The sequence below is a fragment of the Streptomyces sp. NPDC015171 genome, from assembly GCF_043079545.1.
GTDB lineage: Bacteria > Actinomycetota > Actinomycetes > Streptomycetales > Streptomycetaceae > Streptomyces.
This window is the reverse complement of record NZ_JBIBUO010000017.1, coordinates 135,512-151,725: the sequence shown is the minus strand read 5'-3', so window position 1 is coordinate 151,725 and position 16,214 is coordinate 135,512. Positions and strand designations below refer to the sequence as shown.

Below are 16,214 nucleotides of genomic sequence, written 5' to 3'. Positions count from 1 at the left end.
GCACTGTCCGACAGGAGAACATGATGAACCCCCGTATCCGCCGCACCGCCGGTCTCCTCGCCGCCGCTGCCGTGCTGCCCCTGGCGCTGACTGCCTGCTCCGACGCAAGCAGCGACTCGAGCAAGGCCGACTCCGCCGACAAGGCGTCGGCTCCGGCCGCCAAGAGCAGCGACGACATGGGCGGCTCGACGGAGTCCGCGAGCAGCATGGACCAGCCCTTCGGCCCCGCCTGTTCCGCCGTGCCGAAGAACGGTGCCGGCTCCTTCGACGGCATGGCCAAGGACCCGGTCGCCACCGCCGCCTCCAACAACCCGGCCCTGTCCACCCTCGTGAGCGCGGTGAAGAAGGCGGGCCTGGTCGACACCCTCAACAACGCCCAGGACATCACGGTGTTCGCGCCGACCAACGACGCCTTCAAGAAGATCCCGAAGGCCACCCTTGACAAGGTCCTGAACGACAAGGCCCAGCTGACGAAGATCCTCACCTACCACGTCGTCGGCAGGAAGCTCACGCCGAAGGACCTTCGGAACGGCTCCTTCGACACGCTGGAGAAGTCGAAGGTGATGACCTCCGGCTCCGGCGAGTCCTACAAGGTCAACGACTCCGCGAACGTGGTCTGCGGCAACGTGAGGACCGCCAACGCCAACGTCTACATCATCGACACCGTCCTGATGCCGAAGAGCTGACGCTGGTGCGGGCCGAGGACGCGCGCCCCGGCCGGTCGCCTTGACGGGAGCGACCGGCCGGCCCGCGTCCTTCGTGCCGGGGCATCCGCCGGCCGCCCGACCGGCACAGCCTGCCGGACGCCCTGATCACAGGGCTGGTCCGTAGATCTCACCGCCTGCGGACCGGTCCTCCGACAGTGCGCCGTTTCATCCGACCGGGAAGGGACACACCACCGTGGAACGATCATCCGACCCAAGGCCGAGCGGGCGGGCGGCGGGTGCCGGGAGCTCGCGCCGTACGGCTGTCATCGGCAGCGGGGTGGCGGGACTGACCGCCGCGTACCTCCTGGCCCGCGCCCACCAGGTCACCCTCTACGAGGCCGACGACCGCCTCGGCGGCCACGCCCACACCCACGACCTCACCGGGGCCGACGGGCGCACGCACCGCGTCGACTCCGGATTCATCGTGCACAACCGCCGCACCTACCCGAACCTGCTCAGGCTCTTTCGCGAACTCGGCGTGGTCACGCAGGAGTCGGAGATGAGCATGTCCGTGCGCTGCGAGGGCTGCGGCCTTGAGTACGCCGGCGCCCGCGGACTTCGGGGGCTGTTCGCCCAGCCGCGCAACACCCTGCGCGGTCCCTACCTGCGCATGCTGGCCGAGGTACCGCGCTTCCACCGGGCGGCCCGCCGTCTCCTGGACACGGGCGCCGACGACACTCTGACGCTCAGTGCCTTCTTGGCCCGGGCCGGCTTCTCGTCCTACTTCCGCGCGCACTTCATGACGCCGGTGGTGTCCGCGGTGTGGTCCTGCGACGCGGAGACGGCACTGCGGTATCCGGCGGTCCATCTCTTCCGGTTCCTCGCCCACCACGGCATGCTCTCGGTGAGCGGATCACCGGTGTGGCGGACTGTCACGGGCGGCTCGGGAACGTATGTCGAACGGATCGCGGCCCATCTGCACGAGGTACGCGCCGGCACCCCCGTGCGGTCCGTGCTCCGGCATACAGACGGCGTGGAGGTGACCGCGGACGACGGGACCACTGCCTCCTACGACCACGTCGTCGTCGCCGCACACCCCGATCAGGCACTGCGGCTGCTCAGCGACGCGACCCCGGAGGAGAAGGAAGTCCTCGGCGCCTTCCGCTACTCGCCCAACGCCACCCTGCTGCACACCGACACCTCCCTGCTTCCGCGGGCGGGCGGGGCCCGCGCGTCCTGGAACTACCTGATGCCCGACTGCCGGGCCGGTGCCGACCGGGTGCGGGTGAGCTACGACATGAACCGCTTGCAACGACTCGACACCCCGCAGACGTACGTCGTCACCCTCGGCGGCCAGGACCGCGTCGACCCCGCCCGGGTGCTGGCCCGCATGTCCTACGAACACCCCGTGTACACACCCGAGTCGGTCGCTGCCCAGCGCCGGCTGCCCGAACTGACCACGGCCGTCACGGCGTTCGCGGGCGCTTACCACGGCTGGGGCTTCCACGAGGACGGCTGCCGCAGCGGTGTCGAGGCCGCCGCGGCCCTAGGGGTGAGATGGTGACCGACCTGCCTGTACGGCGGCAGGCACGGCCGGGGGCGCCGGCCCTGTACCCGTGCACGATCACCCACGTGCGCCGGGCTCCCCGGCGCTACGCCCTGCGGCACCGCACCTATATGTGGCTGGTCGACCTCGACCACCTGCCCGTACTGCCGCGTCCGCTGAGGCCGCTCGCACACTTCTGTACCCGCGACCACTTCACCGGGCGTGCTCCGTCGCTCCGCGCCGCGCTCGACGGCTTCCTGGGCGAGCACGGCATCGACCTGCGGGGCGGCCGGGTGCTGATGCTCGCGCACGCAAGGGTCCTCGGGCATGTCTTCAACCCGCTGACCCTGTACTGGTGTTACGGCCGCGATGGCGGCTTGCGCTGTGTGGTGGCCGAGGTCCACAACACCTACGGCGAGCGCCACGCCTACCTGCTGCGCACCGACACGGCCGGCACCGCCACGGTCGCCAAAGACTTCTACGTGTCGCCCTTCCATCCGGTCGACGGCCACTACGAGATGCGGCTCCTGCCGCCCGCTGAGCGCCTGCGGTTGTCCGTGACGCTGCGGCAGCCCGGCAGCCCGCCTTTCACCGCCGCGGTGCATGGCAGGCGCCGCGAGGCGACGGTGCCCGTGCTGCTACGCCTGGCCCTGCGTCATCCCTGGTCGACCCTCAGGGTGTCGGCCGCCATCCGCTTCCACGGTATCCGCCTGTTCCTGCGGGGCCTTCCGGTGCAGCCGCGCCCGGGCCGCCGCACCCCGGAGAGTACGTCATGACCCAAGTCGAACCCCGTCCCGCCGCCCGCCGTCGGGCCGGCGTCGAAACCCTGCCCGTCGACGGCGAGCGCTGGCCCGATGTGGCCGCCGTACCCCGGGCGTCCTGGCCGGTGCGGGCCGTCACCGCCTCCGTACTGGAACGCGCCCTGCGGCGGCTGCCCCTACGGGTCCGGTTCGCCGGCGGCTCCACCCTCGGCACGGGCGGCCCGCTGATAGAAGTGCGTGACCCGAAGGCGTTCCACGCCCGGATCGGCACACGCGGGCTCATCGGGTTCGGTGAGTCCTATATGGCCGGCGAGTGGGACGCGCCGGACCTGGTCGGCGCGCTCACCGTGCTCGCTGCCCACGCGGCCGATCTGATCCCCGCGCCGCTGCAAGGGCTGCGCGGTGTGTGGGCGCAGCGTCAGCCCGACAGGCAGCGCAACACCCCCGACGGGTCGCGTACCAACATCAGCCGTCACTACGACCTGTCCAATGATCTTTTCGCGTTGTTCCTGGACGAGACGCTCACCTACTCCTCGGCCGTGTTCCGGGGCTTTCCCGCGGACTGGTCGCTGCTGGCCGCTGCCCAGCAGCGCAAGATCGACCGTCTGCTGGACCTGGCCGCTGTCCGCGAGGGCACCCGCCTGCTGGAGATCGGCACGGGCTGGGGCGAGCTCGCCCTGCGGGCCGCCGCCCGCGGCGCGCACGTCACGTCGCTCACGCTGTCGAAGGAGCAGCGTGAACTGGCGACGGACCGCGTACGTGAGGCCGGCTGCGCCGACCGCGTGTCGATCGAGCTGTGCGACTACCGCGAGGCCCGCGGCAGCTACGACGCGGTGGTCAGCGTGGAGATGATCGAGGCCGTCGGCGCCGAGTTCTGGCCCGTCTACTTCCGCACTCTGAACCGGCTTCTGGCGCCGGGCGGCCGGGTGGCGCTGCAGGCCATCACCATGCCGCACGAGCGGATGACGGCCGCCCGTCACACCTACACCTGGATCCAGAAGTACGTGTTTCCCGGCGGCCTCATCCCCTCCACGCAAGCCATCGAGGAGACGGTTCGCGACCACACGGCACTGGCGGTGGCCGCCCGGGACGGTTTCGGCGCGCACTACGCGGAGACGCTGCGTCTGTGGCGGGAGCGGTTCACGGACCGCGCCGCCGAGGTCGGCGCTCTCGGTTTCGACGCGACTTTCCGCCGTCTGTGGACGTTCTATCTGGCCTATTCCGAGGCCGGATTCCGCTCCGGATACCTCGACGTCCAGCAGTACCTGCTCACCAAGGAGGACCCGGCGCGATGACGACCGCCCGCACTTCAGCCCTTACCGGTGCCGCACAGCGGCTCGCCGCCCTCGCGGAGGGCGCGCTCGGCGGCCCGCTGCCGGTGCGGCTGCGCACCTGGGACGGCAGCGAGTCCGGTCCGGCCGGCGCCCCCGTGGTCGTTGTGCGCTCGCGGCGCGCACTGCGCCGCCTGCTGTGGCAGCCTGGCGAGCTCGGTCTGGCCCAGGCATACGTCACCGGGGAGATCGACGTGGAAGGCGATCTCCCCCAGGGGCTGCGTGCCATGTGGGCCGCCGTTCGGGAGCGGGGTCTGCACGCCCCGAGGCTTTCCCCGGCCGACTGGACACGCGCGGTTGCCGAGGCCGTGCGGCTCGGTGCCATCGGCCCGCGACCGCCTGCGCCCGCCACTCAGGCCCGGCTGCGCGGCGGCCTGCACAGCAAGGCCCGCGACCGGGCGGCCATCAGCCACCACTACGACTTGTCCAACGACTTCTACAGCCTCCTTCTCGACGAGACGATGGCGTACTCCTGCGGCTACTGGACTGGGGCGGAATCCCAGGCCGGGCCGGCCGATGCGCAGCGCGCCAAGCTGGAGCTGATCTGCCGCAAGCTCGGCCTCGTCCCGGGCGCCCGCCTGCTGGACATCGGCTGCGGCTGGGGCTCGCTGACCTTGTACGCGGCCGAGGAGCACCAGGCGCAGGTCACCGCCGTCACCCTGGCCCGCGAGCAGGCCGCCTACGTGCGGGAACAGGTGCGCGGCCGGGGGCTGGAAGACCGGGTGGAGGTGGTGTGCCAGGACTACCGGGACATCACCGGCTCCTCCTACGACGCCGTGGCCACCGTCGAGATGGGCGAGCACGTCGGAGACGAGGAGTACCCCGCCTTCGCAGCCGCCCTGCACCGGCTTGTCCGCCCGCAGGGGCGCGTGCTGGTCCAGCAGATGTCCCGCGGCACGCGGGCACCGGGCGGCGGCGCGTTCATCGAGGCGTACATCGCCCCGGACATGCACATGCGGCCGACGGCCGAGACCGTCGGCCTGCTGGAAGCGGCTGGGCTGGAGGTCCGGTCGGTGGAGTCGATGCGCGAGCACTACGTGCGCACCATCGAGGCCTGGCACCGCACGCTGGAGGAACGGTGGGAGCAGTTCGTCAGGCTGGTCGGCGAGGAGACGGCCCGCGTGTGGCGGCTGTACCTGGTCGGCGGGGCCCTGGCCTTCGAGGAGCGGCGCATGGGTGTGGACCAGTTCCTCGCCGTACGCCCGAAGGCCACGGGTGACAGCGGCCTGACGGGGGCGGAGGCCGGCGACTGGTACCGGCACCTGGGGGAGCGGTGAACCCGCTCGCCTGGGACGTGTTCGCCGCCAACCTCGGATGGGCGGCCGCAACGGCGCTGGCGGTCATGCTCGGCACCTTCGCGATGGCCCTGAACCTGGCCATGCACCGTGTCGTCGACGTCGCTTGGGGTGTGGCCTTCGCAGCCGTGGCGGTGGTGACCTTCGGCCTCTCGGACGGCCAGGGCGATCCTGGCAGGCGCCTGCTGGTCACCGGCCTCATTCTCGTGTGGGGGTTGCGGCTCGCAGTCCACATCGCCCGGCGGGGCAGCGGCCACGGCGAGGACCCGCGGTACGAGGAGATGCTGTCCCGCGCGCGGGGCAACCGGAACGTGTACGCCCTGCGGAAGATCTACCTGCTGCAGGGCGCCCTGGTGTGGCTGGTGTCCCTGCCGGTGCAGGCAGCCCAGTACACGCCCCGGCCGCTGTCCGCCCTGGCCTGGGCCGGCACGGCCGTCTGGGCTGTCGGGCTGTTCTTCGAAGCTGTCGGCGACGCCCAACTGGCCCGTTTCAAGGCGGCCCCGGCCAACCGGGGCCTCATCATGGACCGGGGACTGTGGCGGCTGACCCGGCACCCCAACTACTTCGGGGACTTCTGCGTCTGGTGGGGGCTGTTCCTCGTCGCCTGCGACGGCGGATGGCAGGCCGCCGCGGTGTCCGTCGTTTCACCGCTGGTGATGAGCATGTTGCTGATCAACGGAAGCGGGAAGCGCCTTCTGGAACGGCATATGGCAGGCCGCCCCGGCTGGGACGCGTACGCGGCCCGCACCAGCGCCTTCTTTCCCCGGCCACCGCGTCGGGGCTGATAACCGCGGGGGGAGCCCGTCCGTCGGACGGGCTCCCCCCGCGTACGCTCACGTTGGTACGCCGAGCAGGGCGAGGGGCGCCGACGTCGGCTGCTTCGATCCGCCTGCCGGTTCCAGCGTGATGCCAACCCCGGAGGCGTCGTCGACCGCTCCCTGCAGGGGCACGGCCTGGTTGCTGCGGCCGGGGTCCATCAGGCCGGCCGAGCGCATCTTCCCGCCGTCGGCGAACCACAGCTGGTACACCTTGCCCCGCGGTGGTGCCGCCATCTTGGACGCCACGAACACGGCCCGGTCCCGGCTGGCGGAGATCACCAGCGTGCCCGCTCCGCCCGCCACCTTCGCCGAACGCGACTTGGCATCAGGCGCGGCCAGCACACCGGCCAGGTCCTCGACGTGCCGCTGAGCCTGGGCGGCCTGGCTCTGCGCGTCCTGGGCGCGTTCGTACTGCCATACCGCGGTTCCGCCGAAGGCGGCCGCTGCGGCCGCACTGGCGGCCAGCGCCCACCGGGCAAGGCCCCGGCCGCGCCGCACGCCACGGCGCACCCGCTTCAGTGGCACGGCACCGGGCGGCACCTGCCGCACGGTGGTGATGCGCCGCAATACCTGTTCGCGCATGACGGGGCGTGTGCCCACCGTGGCGGCCAGGGCCAGGCGTCCGGTGGTCGCCGTGAACTCCGCGACCTCCTGCTCGCAGGCGTCGCACTCGGCCAGGTGATGCTCGAAGGCGGCGCGCTCATCGTCATGCAGCGCATGCAGCGCATAGGCGCCGGTCAGAGCATGCAGGTCAATCGTGGTCATGCGGTCACCCCCAGGCAGTCACGGAGCCGGATGAGGCCGTCGCGCAGCCGGGTCTTCACCGTGCCCAGAGGCAGCGCGAGCGCCTCGGCGACCTGCCGGTACGTCAAGCCGCGGTAATACGCGAGGGTGACAGCCTGCCGCTGCAGCTCAGTCAGAGTGCGCAGGCAGCGGCGCACCTGTTCCTGCTCCAGCCGGGTTTCCACCTGCTCGGTGACCTGGTCATAAGCGGGCGTCCGCTCCAGCAGCGCGGCCTTGGTGTCCCGCGCGGCGGCGGCCTCCACCGACCGGACCCGGTCCACTGCGCGGCGGTGGGCCAGCGTCAGGATCCAGTTCAGTGCCGTGCCCCGCTCAGGCCGGTAGCGCGGAGCGGTCCGCCACACCTCCACGAGCACATCCTGCGCCACCTCCTCCGACTGTGCCTGGTCGCGCAGCACCGCACGGACGACGCCAAGCACAGAACCCGCCACCGCGTCGTAGACCGCAGCGAACGCCTCCTGATCTCCCAGAGCGACTTCGTGCATCAACTGTTGCAGGTCGGGCCTGGATGACGGATGGGCGCCGATGTGCACGGCTTCCTTCACAACGGTTCTCCCTGAGTGGTGCGGTCCGGAACGTCCCCGCGTAATCCGAGGCCGAACGACCCGGGGATTGGTCACACGGCCTACAACATGACCGCGGCCGCAATCGTCATGCTTCGAACAGCAGTCCCATCGACTCACCGCCCTCACGCATCCGGACCCGCCGTATGAAAGCTTCACCCTTGAACAGATCTTCGGTGGTCCCTGCAACCGACCCTGCCAGAAGCCGACGGCATGGACACGCGCACACCCGCCGTGGGTATGAACGGTGACGAGCCAGGCAGGGAGCGGCCACCGGCCGACGCCCACCCCGGATGTCGGTCCGAGCACAGGTAGCCGCGGGCGTCCCTCTCGGGGGCCCGTGCCTGGACCGCCTACGGACGGCGCCAGCTGACCCGCTCCTACCTGCCGCCCGTCCCCGACCACCTGGCCTGGGCACGCCCCTGCCGGCCCGGATGTGGGTGCCGGCACCGCAGTTGTGGGAGGACCTGCTCACCGAGTACGGCTTCCGCGTCGAGGCGATCGACCTGCTGCGCCACACCGAGGGGAGCACCCCGGTCGTCCAGCAGCTCATCCGCGCCCGCCGCCTCCCCGACCGGCCGGCACGGGTTTCCAGCCGCCCTCGCACCGCCGAGCCACCGGTGCCGCACGCGGCCGTCGGTGTCGGCGCGACCCTCCTCAGCGGGCAGGGACTGCTCCTGGGCCGCCATCCGCGCGGCACCCCTCGAACCGCCCGGCGGGGCCGTCGAGGCCGGGGAGTCCTTCGAAGCCGCTGCGGTCCGTGAACTCGGCGAGGAGACGGGGCGGATCGCCCGCCCGGAGGACGTGCGGCTCCTGGGAACACTCGTCGACCACGTCGACGGTGTCCTACGGGTCACGGTGGGCGCGCTCGTCCACGCCTGGCGGGGGCGGCCGGCCACGCACCGGACGAGAGCGTCGGCGACTGGGCCTGGCACCTCCTCGACCACCTTCCCGACGGCCTGTTCGTGTGCAGCGCGCGGATCCTCACGGCCTGGCGCCCCGACCTGCCCGTCGACCACACGCCGGCGCACTTCACGCCCTTCGCCTACGGCACCCCACCCACGATGACGGCGGACGGCCCGGCATGACACGCTGCCCGGACTGCGCTTCCAGCGCCGGTGACCGCGCGGTCCGGGCACGGGCCGTCAGCCGATGCCGCCGGACGGTCTCGGCAGCCCACGATCGGAGCACACCATGTCCCACCTCCCCTTCTCCCGCCGCACCGCCCTGCACGCCTTCGCCGGGACCGGCGGCGCCTTCGCCCTCGGCGTCTCGGCCTGCGCCCCCGAGGACTCCGTGGGCGGCGGCACGTCCACCCGCTCCTCCCGCGGCTCGGCGTCGGACGGCACGCGCCGCTTCGGTGCCGAGTGGGAGAGCCACACGCGTACGTTCATGTGCTGGCCGGCGCTCGCCTCCGTCTGGGAGGAGGACCTGCCCCGTGTACGGGGGGACATCACCCGCATCGCACGGGCCGTCGGCGAGTACGAGGCGGTCGTCATGTCGGCCCGCCCCGAGCAGCGGGCGGTGGCCCAGCGGGCGTGCGGATCACAGGTCGAGGTGATTGCGCTCGCCGTCGACGACCTGTGGGCCCGCGACACCGTCCCCGTCTTCGTCGAGGACGACGGTGAGGTCGTCGGCGTCGACTTCAACTTCAACGGCTGGGGCGGCAAGCAGGAGCACACCCACGACGCCCGGGTGGGCCGTGAGCTGCTCGGCGAGTACGGCATCCCCCACGAGCGGGCGCCGCTGGTCGCCGAGGGCGGCTCCTTCGAGACCGACGGCGAGGGCACCCTCCTCGTCACCGAGAGCTCGATCGTCAACGACAACCGCAACCGTGGAAAGAGCCGGGAGCGGATCGAGGAGGAGCTGATCGGGACCCTCGGTGTGGAGAAGGTGATCTGGCTGGCGGGCGTCCGCGGCGAGGACATCACCGACGCGCACGTGGACAGTCTCGTACGGTTCACCGCGCCGGGCGTGGTCCTCCTCGACCAGGCGTTCCCCGGCACTCCCCCGGACTCCTGGTCCCGTGCGGCCGACCAGGCCCGTTCCGTGCTCAGCAGGGCGACCGACGCGCGGGGCCGGCGCTTCGAGATCGTCGACCTGCCGCAGCCCGACCTCGACAGGATCGCCGGCGCGGGTGACGACTTCGTGTCCACGTACGCCAATTTCTACATCGCCAACGGCGCTGTCCTCCTGCCCGAGTTCGGCGACCGGAAGGCGGACGCCCGGGCGAAGGCCATCCTCCAGGAGCACTTCCCGAACCGGGACGTCGTCCAGGTGCGGATCGGCACCATCGCCTCGGGCGGCGGCGGGATCCACTGCTCCACGCATGACCAGCCCGGCAGGCCCGCCGCCTGAGGCGGCGCGTCCCGACCGGGTTCGCCGCTGCTGCGAGGAGGGACGGGAGCGGTGACTCAGCCGGCCGTGCGCAGCTGTGCCGCGCCGAAGGACACGCTGAAGCGCTCGCACCAGATCGAGACGCCGGTGAGGTCGTCGAGCTCCACCGAGGCGGGCAGTGCGTAGTTCTGGTCGCCCTTGTTGCCCTTGAGCGCGCCGAGGTCGACGTGCCGGCCGTCGTCGAAGAGCCGCCATCCGCCCGTGCCCGCCTTCACCGGGGCGTCGGTGATCCAGACGTGCAGCGCCGGGCCGTTGCTGGTGTCCAGGTCCTCCAGGCGCAACGTGCGAGTGCCGTCGGGGAGTCCGAGGACGCGGCCCCTGCCCCGGGTGGTGTGCTCATGGCTGATGAACGTCCCCTGGGCGAGGGTCGTCGGCTCGCCGGCCCCGGCGCCCGAGCCGCTCGCGCCCGGCGCCTGGGTGCCCGCGGCGGGGAGTGCCTCGCGTACCGTCTCGTCGGTCCACACCTTCCATGGCTGGAACCAGTACAGCCCCGCCGCGGCCAGGGCGAGGACGAGGGTCAGGGCGCCGGTGGTCACCGCCTTGCCGGGCCTTCGCCGAACGCGCATGTCTGCCTCCAGGTCACGTCGAGTGATGCTCGTGATCGATTCAACGGCGAGGCGGCGGCTCCGCCTCCCGGATCCGGATGACGGAAGTCTTACGGCGCCCGGCACGTGCTCACGGAAGGCCGTGTGCCCCGTGCCGCGCCGGGCCGCGGATTCGCGGCGAACGCGTGATCTTACCGATTGCTGACGCACCGCCGGAGCGGCGCCCGCACCGGTCGGACCGCCTCTAGCGTGAGCGGTGCATCCCCGTCCGTGACCGGCCGGCGCGTCCTGCGCCGGGGGCCGGTACGGCGTGGAGGATCCCGCATTTCCATGGAAGGACAGGAAGATGACTGTCGAGACGCTCCCGGTCTGCGCCTACCCGGACTGCGCCAACCCCGCCGAGGCGCCGACGCCCGGGGCCCCCGCGCCTCGATACTGCGCTCACCCCGAACACAACGCGCTCGGCGCGTTCCGTACCTTCCGGGCCAAGAGGCAGCAGCGCAAGGAAGAGAGGCGCCAGGCGGCCGAGGCGAAGAAGGCGGCAGCGGCCCCCGCCGCGGGCCCTGCCGAGACGGTCGTCGCCCCCGTGGAGGAGGCGACGGCGCCCGCGCAGGACGGGGTCGCGGGCCGCGACGATCTCGTCGCCCTCATGTCGCGGCTGGCCACGGACCTGCCCGTCTACCTCGAAGAGCTGGCCGTCATCACGGACTCGGCCGCGGCGGAGGAGCGCATCGCGACGGTGACCAGTGCCTCCGCTCAGCGCACCCTGGCCGCCGAACAGCGCACCGTGCTGGCGGAGGAGGCGGCGGAGACGGCCATAGCCGAGCTGGACGAGGCGGCGCGGCGGTTCGAGGAGGAGACGGAGAAGGTCCGCGAGGAGGCCGCGCGGCAGATCGCCGACGCCGAGTTCGTGCGTGCCGAACTCGGACGCTACCGCGAGCGGGTCGGTCAGCTCGAAGTCCGTCTCGACATGGTGCGCGAGGAGGCGGACACGGCCCGCCGGGAGCGCGGCGACCTCGCGCTGGAGCTGGAGCGGCACCGCGCGGAGCACAAGCAGTAGTCATCGCCCGCCTCGCGGCGAGCAGCATCCGCTCGCCGCGAGGCGCGGGGCACGGAGCGCGGGGCACGGGGGGTTCCCGATTGCTGACGGGGAGGAATCATGCAGGGCGAGGAGCGGCAGCGGCTGATACTCGCATGGGCGCGGGACCGGGGTTCGGTCGATGTGCAGGTCTTGGCCAAGGAGCTGGACGTGTCGTCCGAGACGGTCCGGCGGGATCTGCGCCTGCTGGAGTCGCACGGCTTGTTGCGGCGTACGCACGGTGGCGCGTATCCGGTGGAGACCCGGCACTACGAGACGACGCTGGAGATGCGCACCCGTCGTCTGGTGCCGGAGAAGAAGCGGATCGCGAGGGCGGCGGTGAAGCTGCTGGGACCCGCGGAGACGGTGTACATCGACGAGGGGTTCACTCCGGAGCTGATCGCCGAGGCGCTGCCCGTCGACCGGCCGGTGACGGTCCTGACGCCCGCGCTGGGCGCCGCGCACCTGTTGAGCCGGCGGGAGAACACGACCGTGATGCTGCTGGGCGGTCAGGTGCGGGGAGGTACGCGGTCCGCGGTGGGGCCGTGGGTGGTGCAGATGCTGGGCGAGTTCGTGATCGATCTGGCTTATCTGGGCGCGAACGGGATTTCACGGGAGCACGGGCTGACGACACCGGATCCGGCGGTGGCCAAGACCAAGGCGCAGGTGATGAAGGTGTCCCGGCGCAAGGTGTTCTGCGGGGTCCACACCAAGTTCGGCGCCGTGAGTTTCTGCCGGTTCGCCGACGTCCGCGACTTCGAGGCCGTCGTCACCGACGCCGAGCTGTCCCTGGCCCAGGCGCGGCTGTTCGGCCGGGCGGGCGCTCGGGTGCTGCGTGTATGAGCCCGTCAGAAGTCGACCCGTTCGTCGTCGTCGACGCGGGCGACCGACTCCTGCTGGAACCGCTTGCCGTACGCGGCGCGGATCTCCTCGATCCTGCGGCCGGCTCCGGCGGCCTCGCCCCTGGGGTAGAGAAGGGTGAGCCGGTACGACCGCTCCCGTTCGATCGTTCCGTGCGCGTCGCGGTATTGGCCGTGAACGTCGTCGACGGTCAGGCCGGCGGGGAAGCGTGGCGTGACGAGCGTGTCCAGGAAGCCGCGGAACTCCGCGTCGGTGACCGGCGCTCCCCCGTCCGGCCGGGCGGTGCCGAACAGCAACTCGGTCTTGATGTACGGCTTGCCCACGGGAGCGACGGACGCCGGTGCCCCGGACGGCGCCGGGCCGTGCCCGCCGAAGGCGGCGTACGCGGCGGAACCGCTCGCGCCGAGAAGCGCGGCGGCGAGGGTGACGGTCACCATGCGGGTGCGGGCGGCGAGCTCGAACGACACGGGCGGCGGTCCTTCTGGTACGGCGGCGGGATGCCCTTGCTCAACGAGCGGACCTTCTGGATGTATCGCCTGAATCGGCCTTCTCCGGATGAAGATCAGGGACAGCGCGATATGCACGTCAGGGGCTCGGCGACGAAGTAATTAGACAAGCAACTTGGCAAAGTTGCTTGTCGAGTTTTACGGTAGGGGCATGGACACGAACCCCGGGCCGCGGCAGACCACCGCGACCGCGCAGCGCCTCAACGACGCGATCAAACGCCTGCGCGCACGCCTGCGCACGGAATCGGGGCAGCACGCGACCGGGCTCACCCCCACCCAGCTCGCCCTGCTGGCGAGCGTGGTGCGCGAGGGCCCGGTCACCGCGGCCCGGCTCGCCTCGCTGGAACACGTCAGCGCCCAGTCCATCGCGCAGAGCCTCGCGGTGCTCAAGGCGGCCGGTCTCGTCCACAGCGAGCCCGACCCCGAGGACGGCCGCAAGAAGCTGGTGAGCCCCGACCCGTCCGCGACGGAACTGGTCGACCGGCTGCTCTCCGGGCGCGACCGCTTCCTCGCGCGGGCCATCGACCGGGTCGTCGCACCCCACGAGCGCGCGGATCTGGAACGGGCCGTCGAACTGCTGGAGCGTCTGGCCGCCGCCGATCTGAACGACGACGGCATATGAGGACCGCCGCCGCCCGCACCGACACTCCCCCGCACGGCCTCTCCCGCAAGCCCTTCGCGTGGACCTTCACCACGCCCCTCTACGTCGGCTCCAGCCTCAACCCGATCAACAGCTCGATCATCGCGACCGGCCTGGTGCCGATCGCCGACGACCTGCGTGTCCCGGTGGGCAGCACCGCCGTACTGGTCTCCTCGCTCTACCTGGCCAGCGCCGTCGCCCAGCCCACCGCCGGCAAGCTCGCGGAGGTGCTCGGCCCGCGCCGGATCTTCCTCTCCGGCATCGTGCTGGTGCTGCTCGGCGGCCTGGTCGGCGGCCTCGGCCAGAACATGGCGATGCTGACCGTCGCCCGGGTTCTCGTCGGCGTCGGCACCTCGGCCGGGTTCCCCTGCGCGATGGTGCTGATCCGGCGCCGCGCCGAGGAGGCGGGCCTCGCCCAGCCACCCGGCGGAGTGCTCGGCGGCATCGCGATCGCGGGCATGGCCACGGCCGCCGTGGGCCCGCCGATCGGCGGGCTGCTGGTGGGCGCGGCGGGCTGGCGCTGGGCCTTCCTGATCAACATCCCGGTCACCGCGATCGCGCTGGCGATGGCCCTGCGCTGGCTGCCCCGGGATGCCGGGCTCGACCGCGCGAACAGCGGCTTCCGGCGGATCGCCGACCGGATCGACCTGCCCGGCATCCTCGGCTTCGCGGTGTCGATGAGCGCCCTGGTCATCTTTCTCATGGGCCTGCCCCGCACCGAGTGGGCCGCGCTGGCCGTCTTCGTCCTGGCCGCCGTTCCCACGGTCGTCTGGGAGCTGCGCGGGACCGCCCCGTTCTTCGACTTCCGCGGGCTCGCCGCCAACGGCGCTCTCGCCCGCACCTATCTGCGCCAGGCCCTCACCCTGCTGGGTGTCTACTCCGTGATGTACGGCATGACCCAGTGGATGGAGGCCGCGCACGGGATGTCCACCGTGACGGCGGGACTCCTGCTGCTGCCCATGGGCGCGGTCTCCGCGGTGCTCTCGCGCCCGCTGGCCAGCCGCAACCTGGTGCGCGGACCGCTGATCGCCTCGGCGGTGACCATGCTGCTCGGCTCGGTCGGCATCATGCTGCTCACCTCGCACAGTCCCGCGCTCGCGATCGTGCTGGTCTCCCTGGTCTTCGGCGTCACCTCCGCCGCCACCACGGTCGGCAACCAGACCGCCCTCTACCTCGCCGCACCGCCCGACCAGATCGGCACCGCCTCCGGCCTGTTCCGCACCTTCGGCTACCTCGGCACCATCACCTCCGCCGTGATCGGCGGCATCGTCTTCCGCGACGGCGCGAGCGACCACGGCCTGCACACCCTCGGACTCGTCCTGGTCGGCGCGGGCGTCGCCGTCCTGCTGCTGACCGCTCTCGACCGCCGCCTGATGAACCGCGGCGGGGAAGGGCGGCCCGCCGCCAAGACCGGGCCCGGGACTGGCACCGGCCCCGGCACCGGCACCGGCACCGGCACCGGCACCGGCACGGAGAGGACGAAGGACCCCGACACCGCCGAACAACCACCCCGCACCGGCGAACGCCCCCTCAACCCCGAGAAGTCTCACACCCCTGAGACCCATCGCACCCCTGAGAACCCTCGCACCCCTGAGAACCCTGACACCCCTGCGAACCCGCACAAGGAGACTCCCGCGTGAGCACCCCCGACCTCCCCACGATCAACCCCGAGCGCACCGCCCTGCTGGCCATGGACTTCCAGAACGGGATCGTCCCGCTCGCCCCCGACGCCGACGCGCTCGTGGAGCGGGTCAAGGGCGCCATCGCCGACGTCCGTGCCGCCGGCGGCACCATCGGATACGTCCGGGTCGCCTTCACCGAGGACGACTGGGCGGCGGTCCCCGAGACCAACAAGGCCTTCGCCGCCGTCGCCGGGGCGAAGATGCTGCATCACGAGGACCCGGTCACCCAGATCGACGAACGGATCACGCCGGAGGACGGCGACATCGTCGTACGCAAGATCCGCTTCGGCTCGGTCTCCACCACCGATCTGCACGAGCAGCTGAGCGAGCGCGGCATCGACACGCTGATCCTCACCGGGATCAGCACCAGCGGCGTCGTCCTGTCCACGCTCATCGACACCGCCGACCGCGACTACCGCGTCCTCGTCCTGACGGACGGCGTCGCCGACTCCGACCCGGAGACCCACCGGGTACTGATCGACAAGGTCTTCCCGAGCCGGGCCCACCTCCTCGACAGCACCCAGCTGCACGACCTGCTGCGATCCGCCTGACACGACGCCGCTCCCGCTGCGGCGTTCTCGCCCGGCGCGACGCAGACCGACCGTCGACGAACGGGGCGCTCTGACGAACAGGGGCTTGGCGATCACAGGTCCGATGAACGCCAGCAGCCGGTCCGCGACCAGATGCCGGGCCGGCCCACCTTGACAGTCGAGCCGCGGTCCTGGCACGCCGATGCCGGGGCC

At 71.8% G+C, this 16,214-nt stretch carries 18 protein-coding genes; 14 read left to right on the top strand and 4 right to left on the bottom strand.

What is annotated here, in order from left to right:
* Nucleotides 1-23: 23 nt before the first annotated feature.
* From ACF073_RS34475 to ACF073_RS34450, 6 genes are all read left to right on the top strand, one after another.
* The gene (locus ACF073_RS34475; RefSeq protein ID WP_392075408.1) at nt 24-686 is read left to right on the top strand and encodes a fasciclin domain-containing protein; all 663 of its coding nucleotides are present in this window, start codon (nt 24-26) and stop codon (nt 684-686) included.
* Nucleotides 687-900: 214 nt separating this feature from the next.
* The gene (locus tag ACF073_RS34470) at nt 901-2,211 is read left to right on the top strand and encodes an NAD(P)/FAD-dependent oxidoreductase (protein WP_392075407.1); all 1,311 of its coding nucleotides are present in this window, start codon (nt 901-903) and stop codon (nt 2,209-2,211) included.
* Nucleotides 2,205-2,969 (top strand): DUF1365 domain-containing protein, encoded by a 765-nt coding sequence (locus tag ACF073_RS34465; RefSeq protein WP_392075406.1) that lies wholly within the window; start codon nt 2,205-2,207, stop codon nt 2,967-2,969. Before ACF073_RS34470 ends, ACF073_RS34465 begins: the two co-directional genes overlap by 7 nt.
* Nucleotides 2,966-4,249: a class I SAM-dependent methyltransferase gene (locus ACF073_RS34460; RefSeq protein WP_392075405.1), complete on the top strand. Its 1,284-nt coding sequence runs from the start codon at nt 2,966-2,968 to the stop codon at nt 4,247-4,249. The genes ACF073_RS34465 and ACF073_RS34460 overlap by 4 nt, the downstream gene beginning before the upstream one ends.
* Nucleotides 4,246-5,562 (top strand): class I SAM-dependent methyltransferase, encoded by a 1,317-nt coding sequence (locus ACF073_RS34455; protein ID WP_392075404.1) that lies wholly within the window; start codon nt 4,246-4,248, stop codon nt 5,560-5,562. Before ACF073_RS34460 ends, ACF073_RS34455 begins: the two co-directional genes overlap by 4 nt.
* Nucleotides 5,559-6,365, top strand: coding sequence for a DUF1295 domain-containing protein (locus tag ACF073_RS34450; RefSeq protein WP_392075403.1), 807 nt, complete (start codon nt 5,559-5,561; stop codon nt 6,363-6,365). The genes ACF073_RS34455 and ACF073_RS34450 overlap by 4 nt, the downstream gene beginning before the upstream one ends.
* Before the next feature lie 48 nt (nt 6,366-6,413).
* Here ACF073_RS34450 and ACF073_RS34445 read toward each other — a convergent pair whose 3' ends face one another.
* Nucleotides 6,414-7,163, bottom strand: coding sequence for an anti-sigma factor domain-containing protein (locus tag ACF073_RS34445; protein WP_392075402.1), 750 nt, complete (start codon nt 7,161-7,163; stop codon nt 6,414-6,416).
* Nucleotides 7,160-7,744: a sigma-70 family RNA polymerase sigma factor gene (locus tag ACF073_RS34440; RefSeq protein ID WP_392075401.1), complete on the bottom strand. Its 585-nt coding sequence runs from the start codon at nt 7,742-7,744 to the stop codon at nt 7,160-7,162. Before ACF073_RS34440 ends, ACF073_RS34445 begins: the two co-directional genes overlap by 4 nt.
* Before the next feature lie 458 nt (nt 7,745-8,202).
* Between ACF073_RS34440 and ACF073_RS34435 the strand changes: the two genes are divergently transcribed.
* From ACF073_RS34435 to ACF073_RS34425, 3 genes are all read left to right on the top strand, one after another.
* Nucleotides 8,203-8,526, top strand: coding sequence for a hypothetical protein (locus ACF073_RS34435; protein WP_392075428.1), 324 nt, complete (start codon nt 8,203-8,205; stop codon nt 8,524-8,526).
* Nucleotides 8,450-8,830 carry an NUDIX domain-containing protein gene (locus tag ACF073_RS34430; protein WP_392075424.1) on the top strand — a complete coding sequence of 127 codons (381 nt, stop codon included), beginning with the start codon at nt 8,450-8,452 and terminating at the stop codon, nt 8,828-8,830. Before ACF073_RS34435 ends, ACF073_RS34430 begins: the two co-directional genes overlap by 77 nt.
* A 126-nt stretch (nt 8,831-8,956) precedes the next feature.
* Complete coding sequence (locus ACF073_RS34425; protein ID WP_392075400.1) at nt 8,957-10,120, top strand: agmatine deiminase family protein; 1,164 nt, start codon at nt 8,957-8,959, stop codon at nt 10,118-10,120.
* Nucleotides 10,121-10,176: 56 nt separating this feature from the next.
* Here the strand turns inward: ACF073_RS34425 and ACF073_RS34420 are convergent, their stop codons facing one another.
* The gene (locus tag ACF073_RS34420) at nt 10,177-10,725 is read right to left on the bottom strand and encodes a DM13 domain-containing protein (RefSeq protein WP_392075399.1); all 549 of its coding nucleotides are present in this window, start codon (nt 10,723-10,725) and stop codon (nt 10,177-10,179) included.
* Between the two features lie 325 nt (nt 10,726-11,050).
* Here ACF073_RS34420 and ACF073_RS34415 point away from each other — a divergent pair, with 325 nt between their 5' ends.
* Nucleotides 11,051-11,764 (top strand): hypothetical protein, encoded by a 714-nt coding sequence (locus ACF073_RS34415; RefSeq protein ID WP_392075398.1) that lies wholly within the window; start codon nt 11,051-11,053, stop codon nt 11,762-11,764.
* Between the two features lie 99 nt (nt 11,765-11,863).
* Nucleotides 11,864-12,625 (top strand): DeoR/GlpR family DNA-binding transcription regulator, encoded by a 762-nt coding sequence (locus ACF073_RS34410; protein WP_392075397.1) that lies wholly within the window; start codon nt 11,864-11,866, stop codon nt 12,623-12,625.
* Nucleotides 12,626-12,630: 5 nt separating this feature from the next.
* Here ACF073_RS34410 and ACF073_RS34405 read toward each other — a convergent pair whose 3' ends face one another.
* Nucleotides 12,631-13,110, bottom strand: coding sequence for a DUF3574 domain-containing protein (locus ACF073_RS34405; protein WP_392075396.1), 480 nt, complete (start codon nt 13,108-13,110; stop codon nt 12,631-12,633).
* Between the two features lie 190 nt (nt 13,111-13,300).
* On the opposite strand from ACF073_RS34405, the gene ACF073_RS34400 reads away from it, so the two are divergent.
* The 3 genes from ACF073_RS34400 to ACF073_RS34390 are packed head-to-tail and all read left to right on the top strand — an operon-like array spanning nt 13,301 to nt 16,022.
* Complete coding sequence (locus tag ACF073_RS34400) at nt 13,301-13,771, top strand: MarR family winged helix-turn-helix transcriptional regulator (protein WP_392075395.1); 471 nt, start codon at nt 13,301-13,303, stop codon at nt 13,769-13,771.
* The gene (locus tag ACF073_RS34395; protein ID WP_392075394.1) at nt 13,768-15,429 is read left to right on the top strand and encodes an MFS transporter; all 1,662 of its coding nucleotides are present in this window, start codon (nt 13,768-13,770) and stop codon (nt 15,427-15,429) included. The genes ACF073_RS34400 and ACF073_RS34395 overlap by 4 nt, the downstream gene beginning before the upstream one ends.
* Nucleotides 15,426-16,022, top strand: a complete 597-nt coding sequence (locus tag ACF073_RS34390; RefSeq protein WP_392075393.1) for a cysteine hydrolase family protein — start codon at nt 15,426-15,428, stop codon at nt 16,020-16,022. Before ACF073_RS34395 ends, ACF073_RS34390 begins: the two co-directional genes overlap by 4 nt.
* Nucleotides 16,023-16,214 lie beyond the last annotated feature (192 nt).

Coding starts and splice junctions, on each gene's coding strand:
- ACF073_RS34425 (WP_392075400.1), top strand. CDS start 8,957: ATGTCCCACCTCCCCTTCTCCCGCCGCACCGCCCTGCACGCCTTCGCC.
- ACF073_RS34410 (WP_392075397.1), top strand. CDS start 11,864: ATGCAGGGCGAGGAGCGGCAGCGGCTGATACTCGCATGGGCGCGGGAC.
- ACF073_RS34395 (WP_392075394.1), top strand. CDS start 13,768: ATGAGGACCGCCGCCGCCCGCACCGACACTCCCCCGCACGGCCTCTCC.
- ACF073_RS34455 (WP_392075404.1), top strand. CDS start 4,246: ATGACGACCGCCCGCACTTCAGCCCTTACCGGTGCCGCACAGCGGCTC.
- ACF073_RS34415 (WP_392075398.1), top strand. CDS start 11,051: ATGACTGTCGAGACGCTCCCGGTCTGCGCCTACCCGGACTGCGCCAAC.
- ACF073_RS34420 (WP_392075399.1), bottom strand. CDS start 10,725: ATGCGCGTTCGGCGAAGGCCCGGCAAGGCGGTGACCACCGGCGCCCTG.
- ACF073_RS34460 (WP_392075405.1), top strand. CDS start 2,966: ATGACCCAAGTCGAACCCCGTCCCGCCGCCCGCCGTCGGGCCGGCGTC.
- ACF073_RS34465 (WP_392075406.1), top strand. CDS start 2,205: ATGGTGACCGACCTGCCTGTACGGCGGCAGGCACGGCCGGGGGCGCCG.
- ACF073_RS34445 (WP_392075402.1), bottom strand. CDS start 7,163: ATGACCACGATTGACCTGCATGCTCTGACCGGCGCCTATGCGCTGCAT.
- ACF073_RS34475 (WP_392075408.1), top strand. CDS start 24: ATGAACCCCCGTATCCGCCGCACCGCCGGTCTCCTCGCCGCCGCTGCC.
- ACF073_RS34400 (WP_392075395.1), top strand. CDS start 13,301: ATGGACACGAACCCCGGGCCGCGGCAGACCACCGCGACCGCGCAGCGC.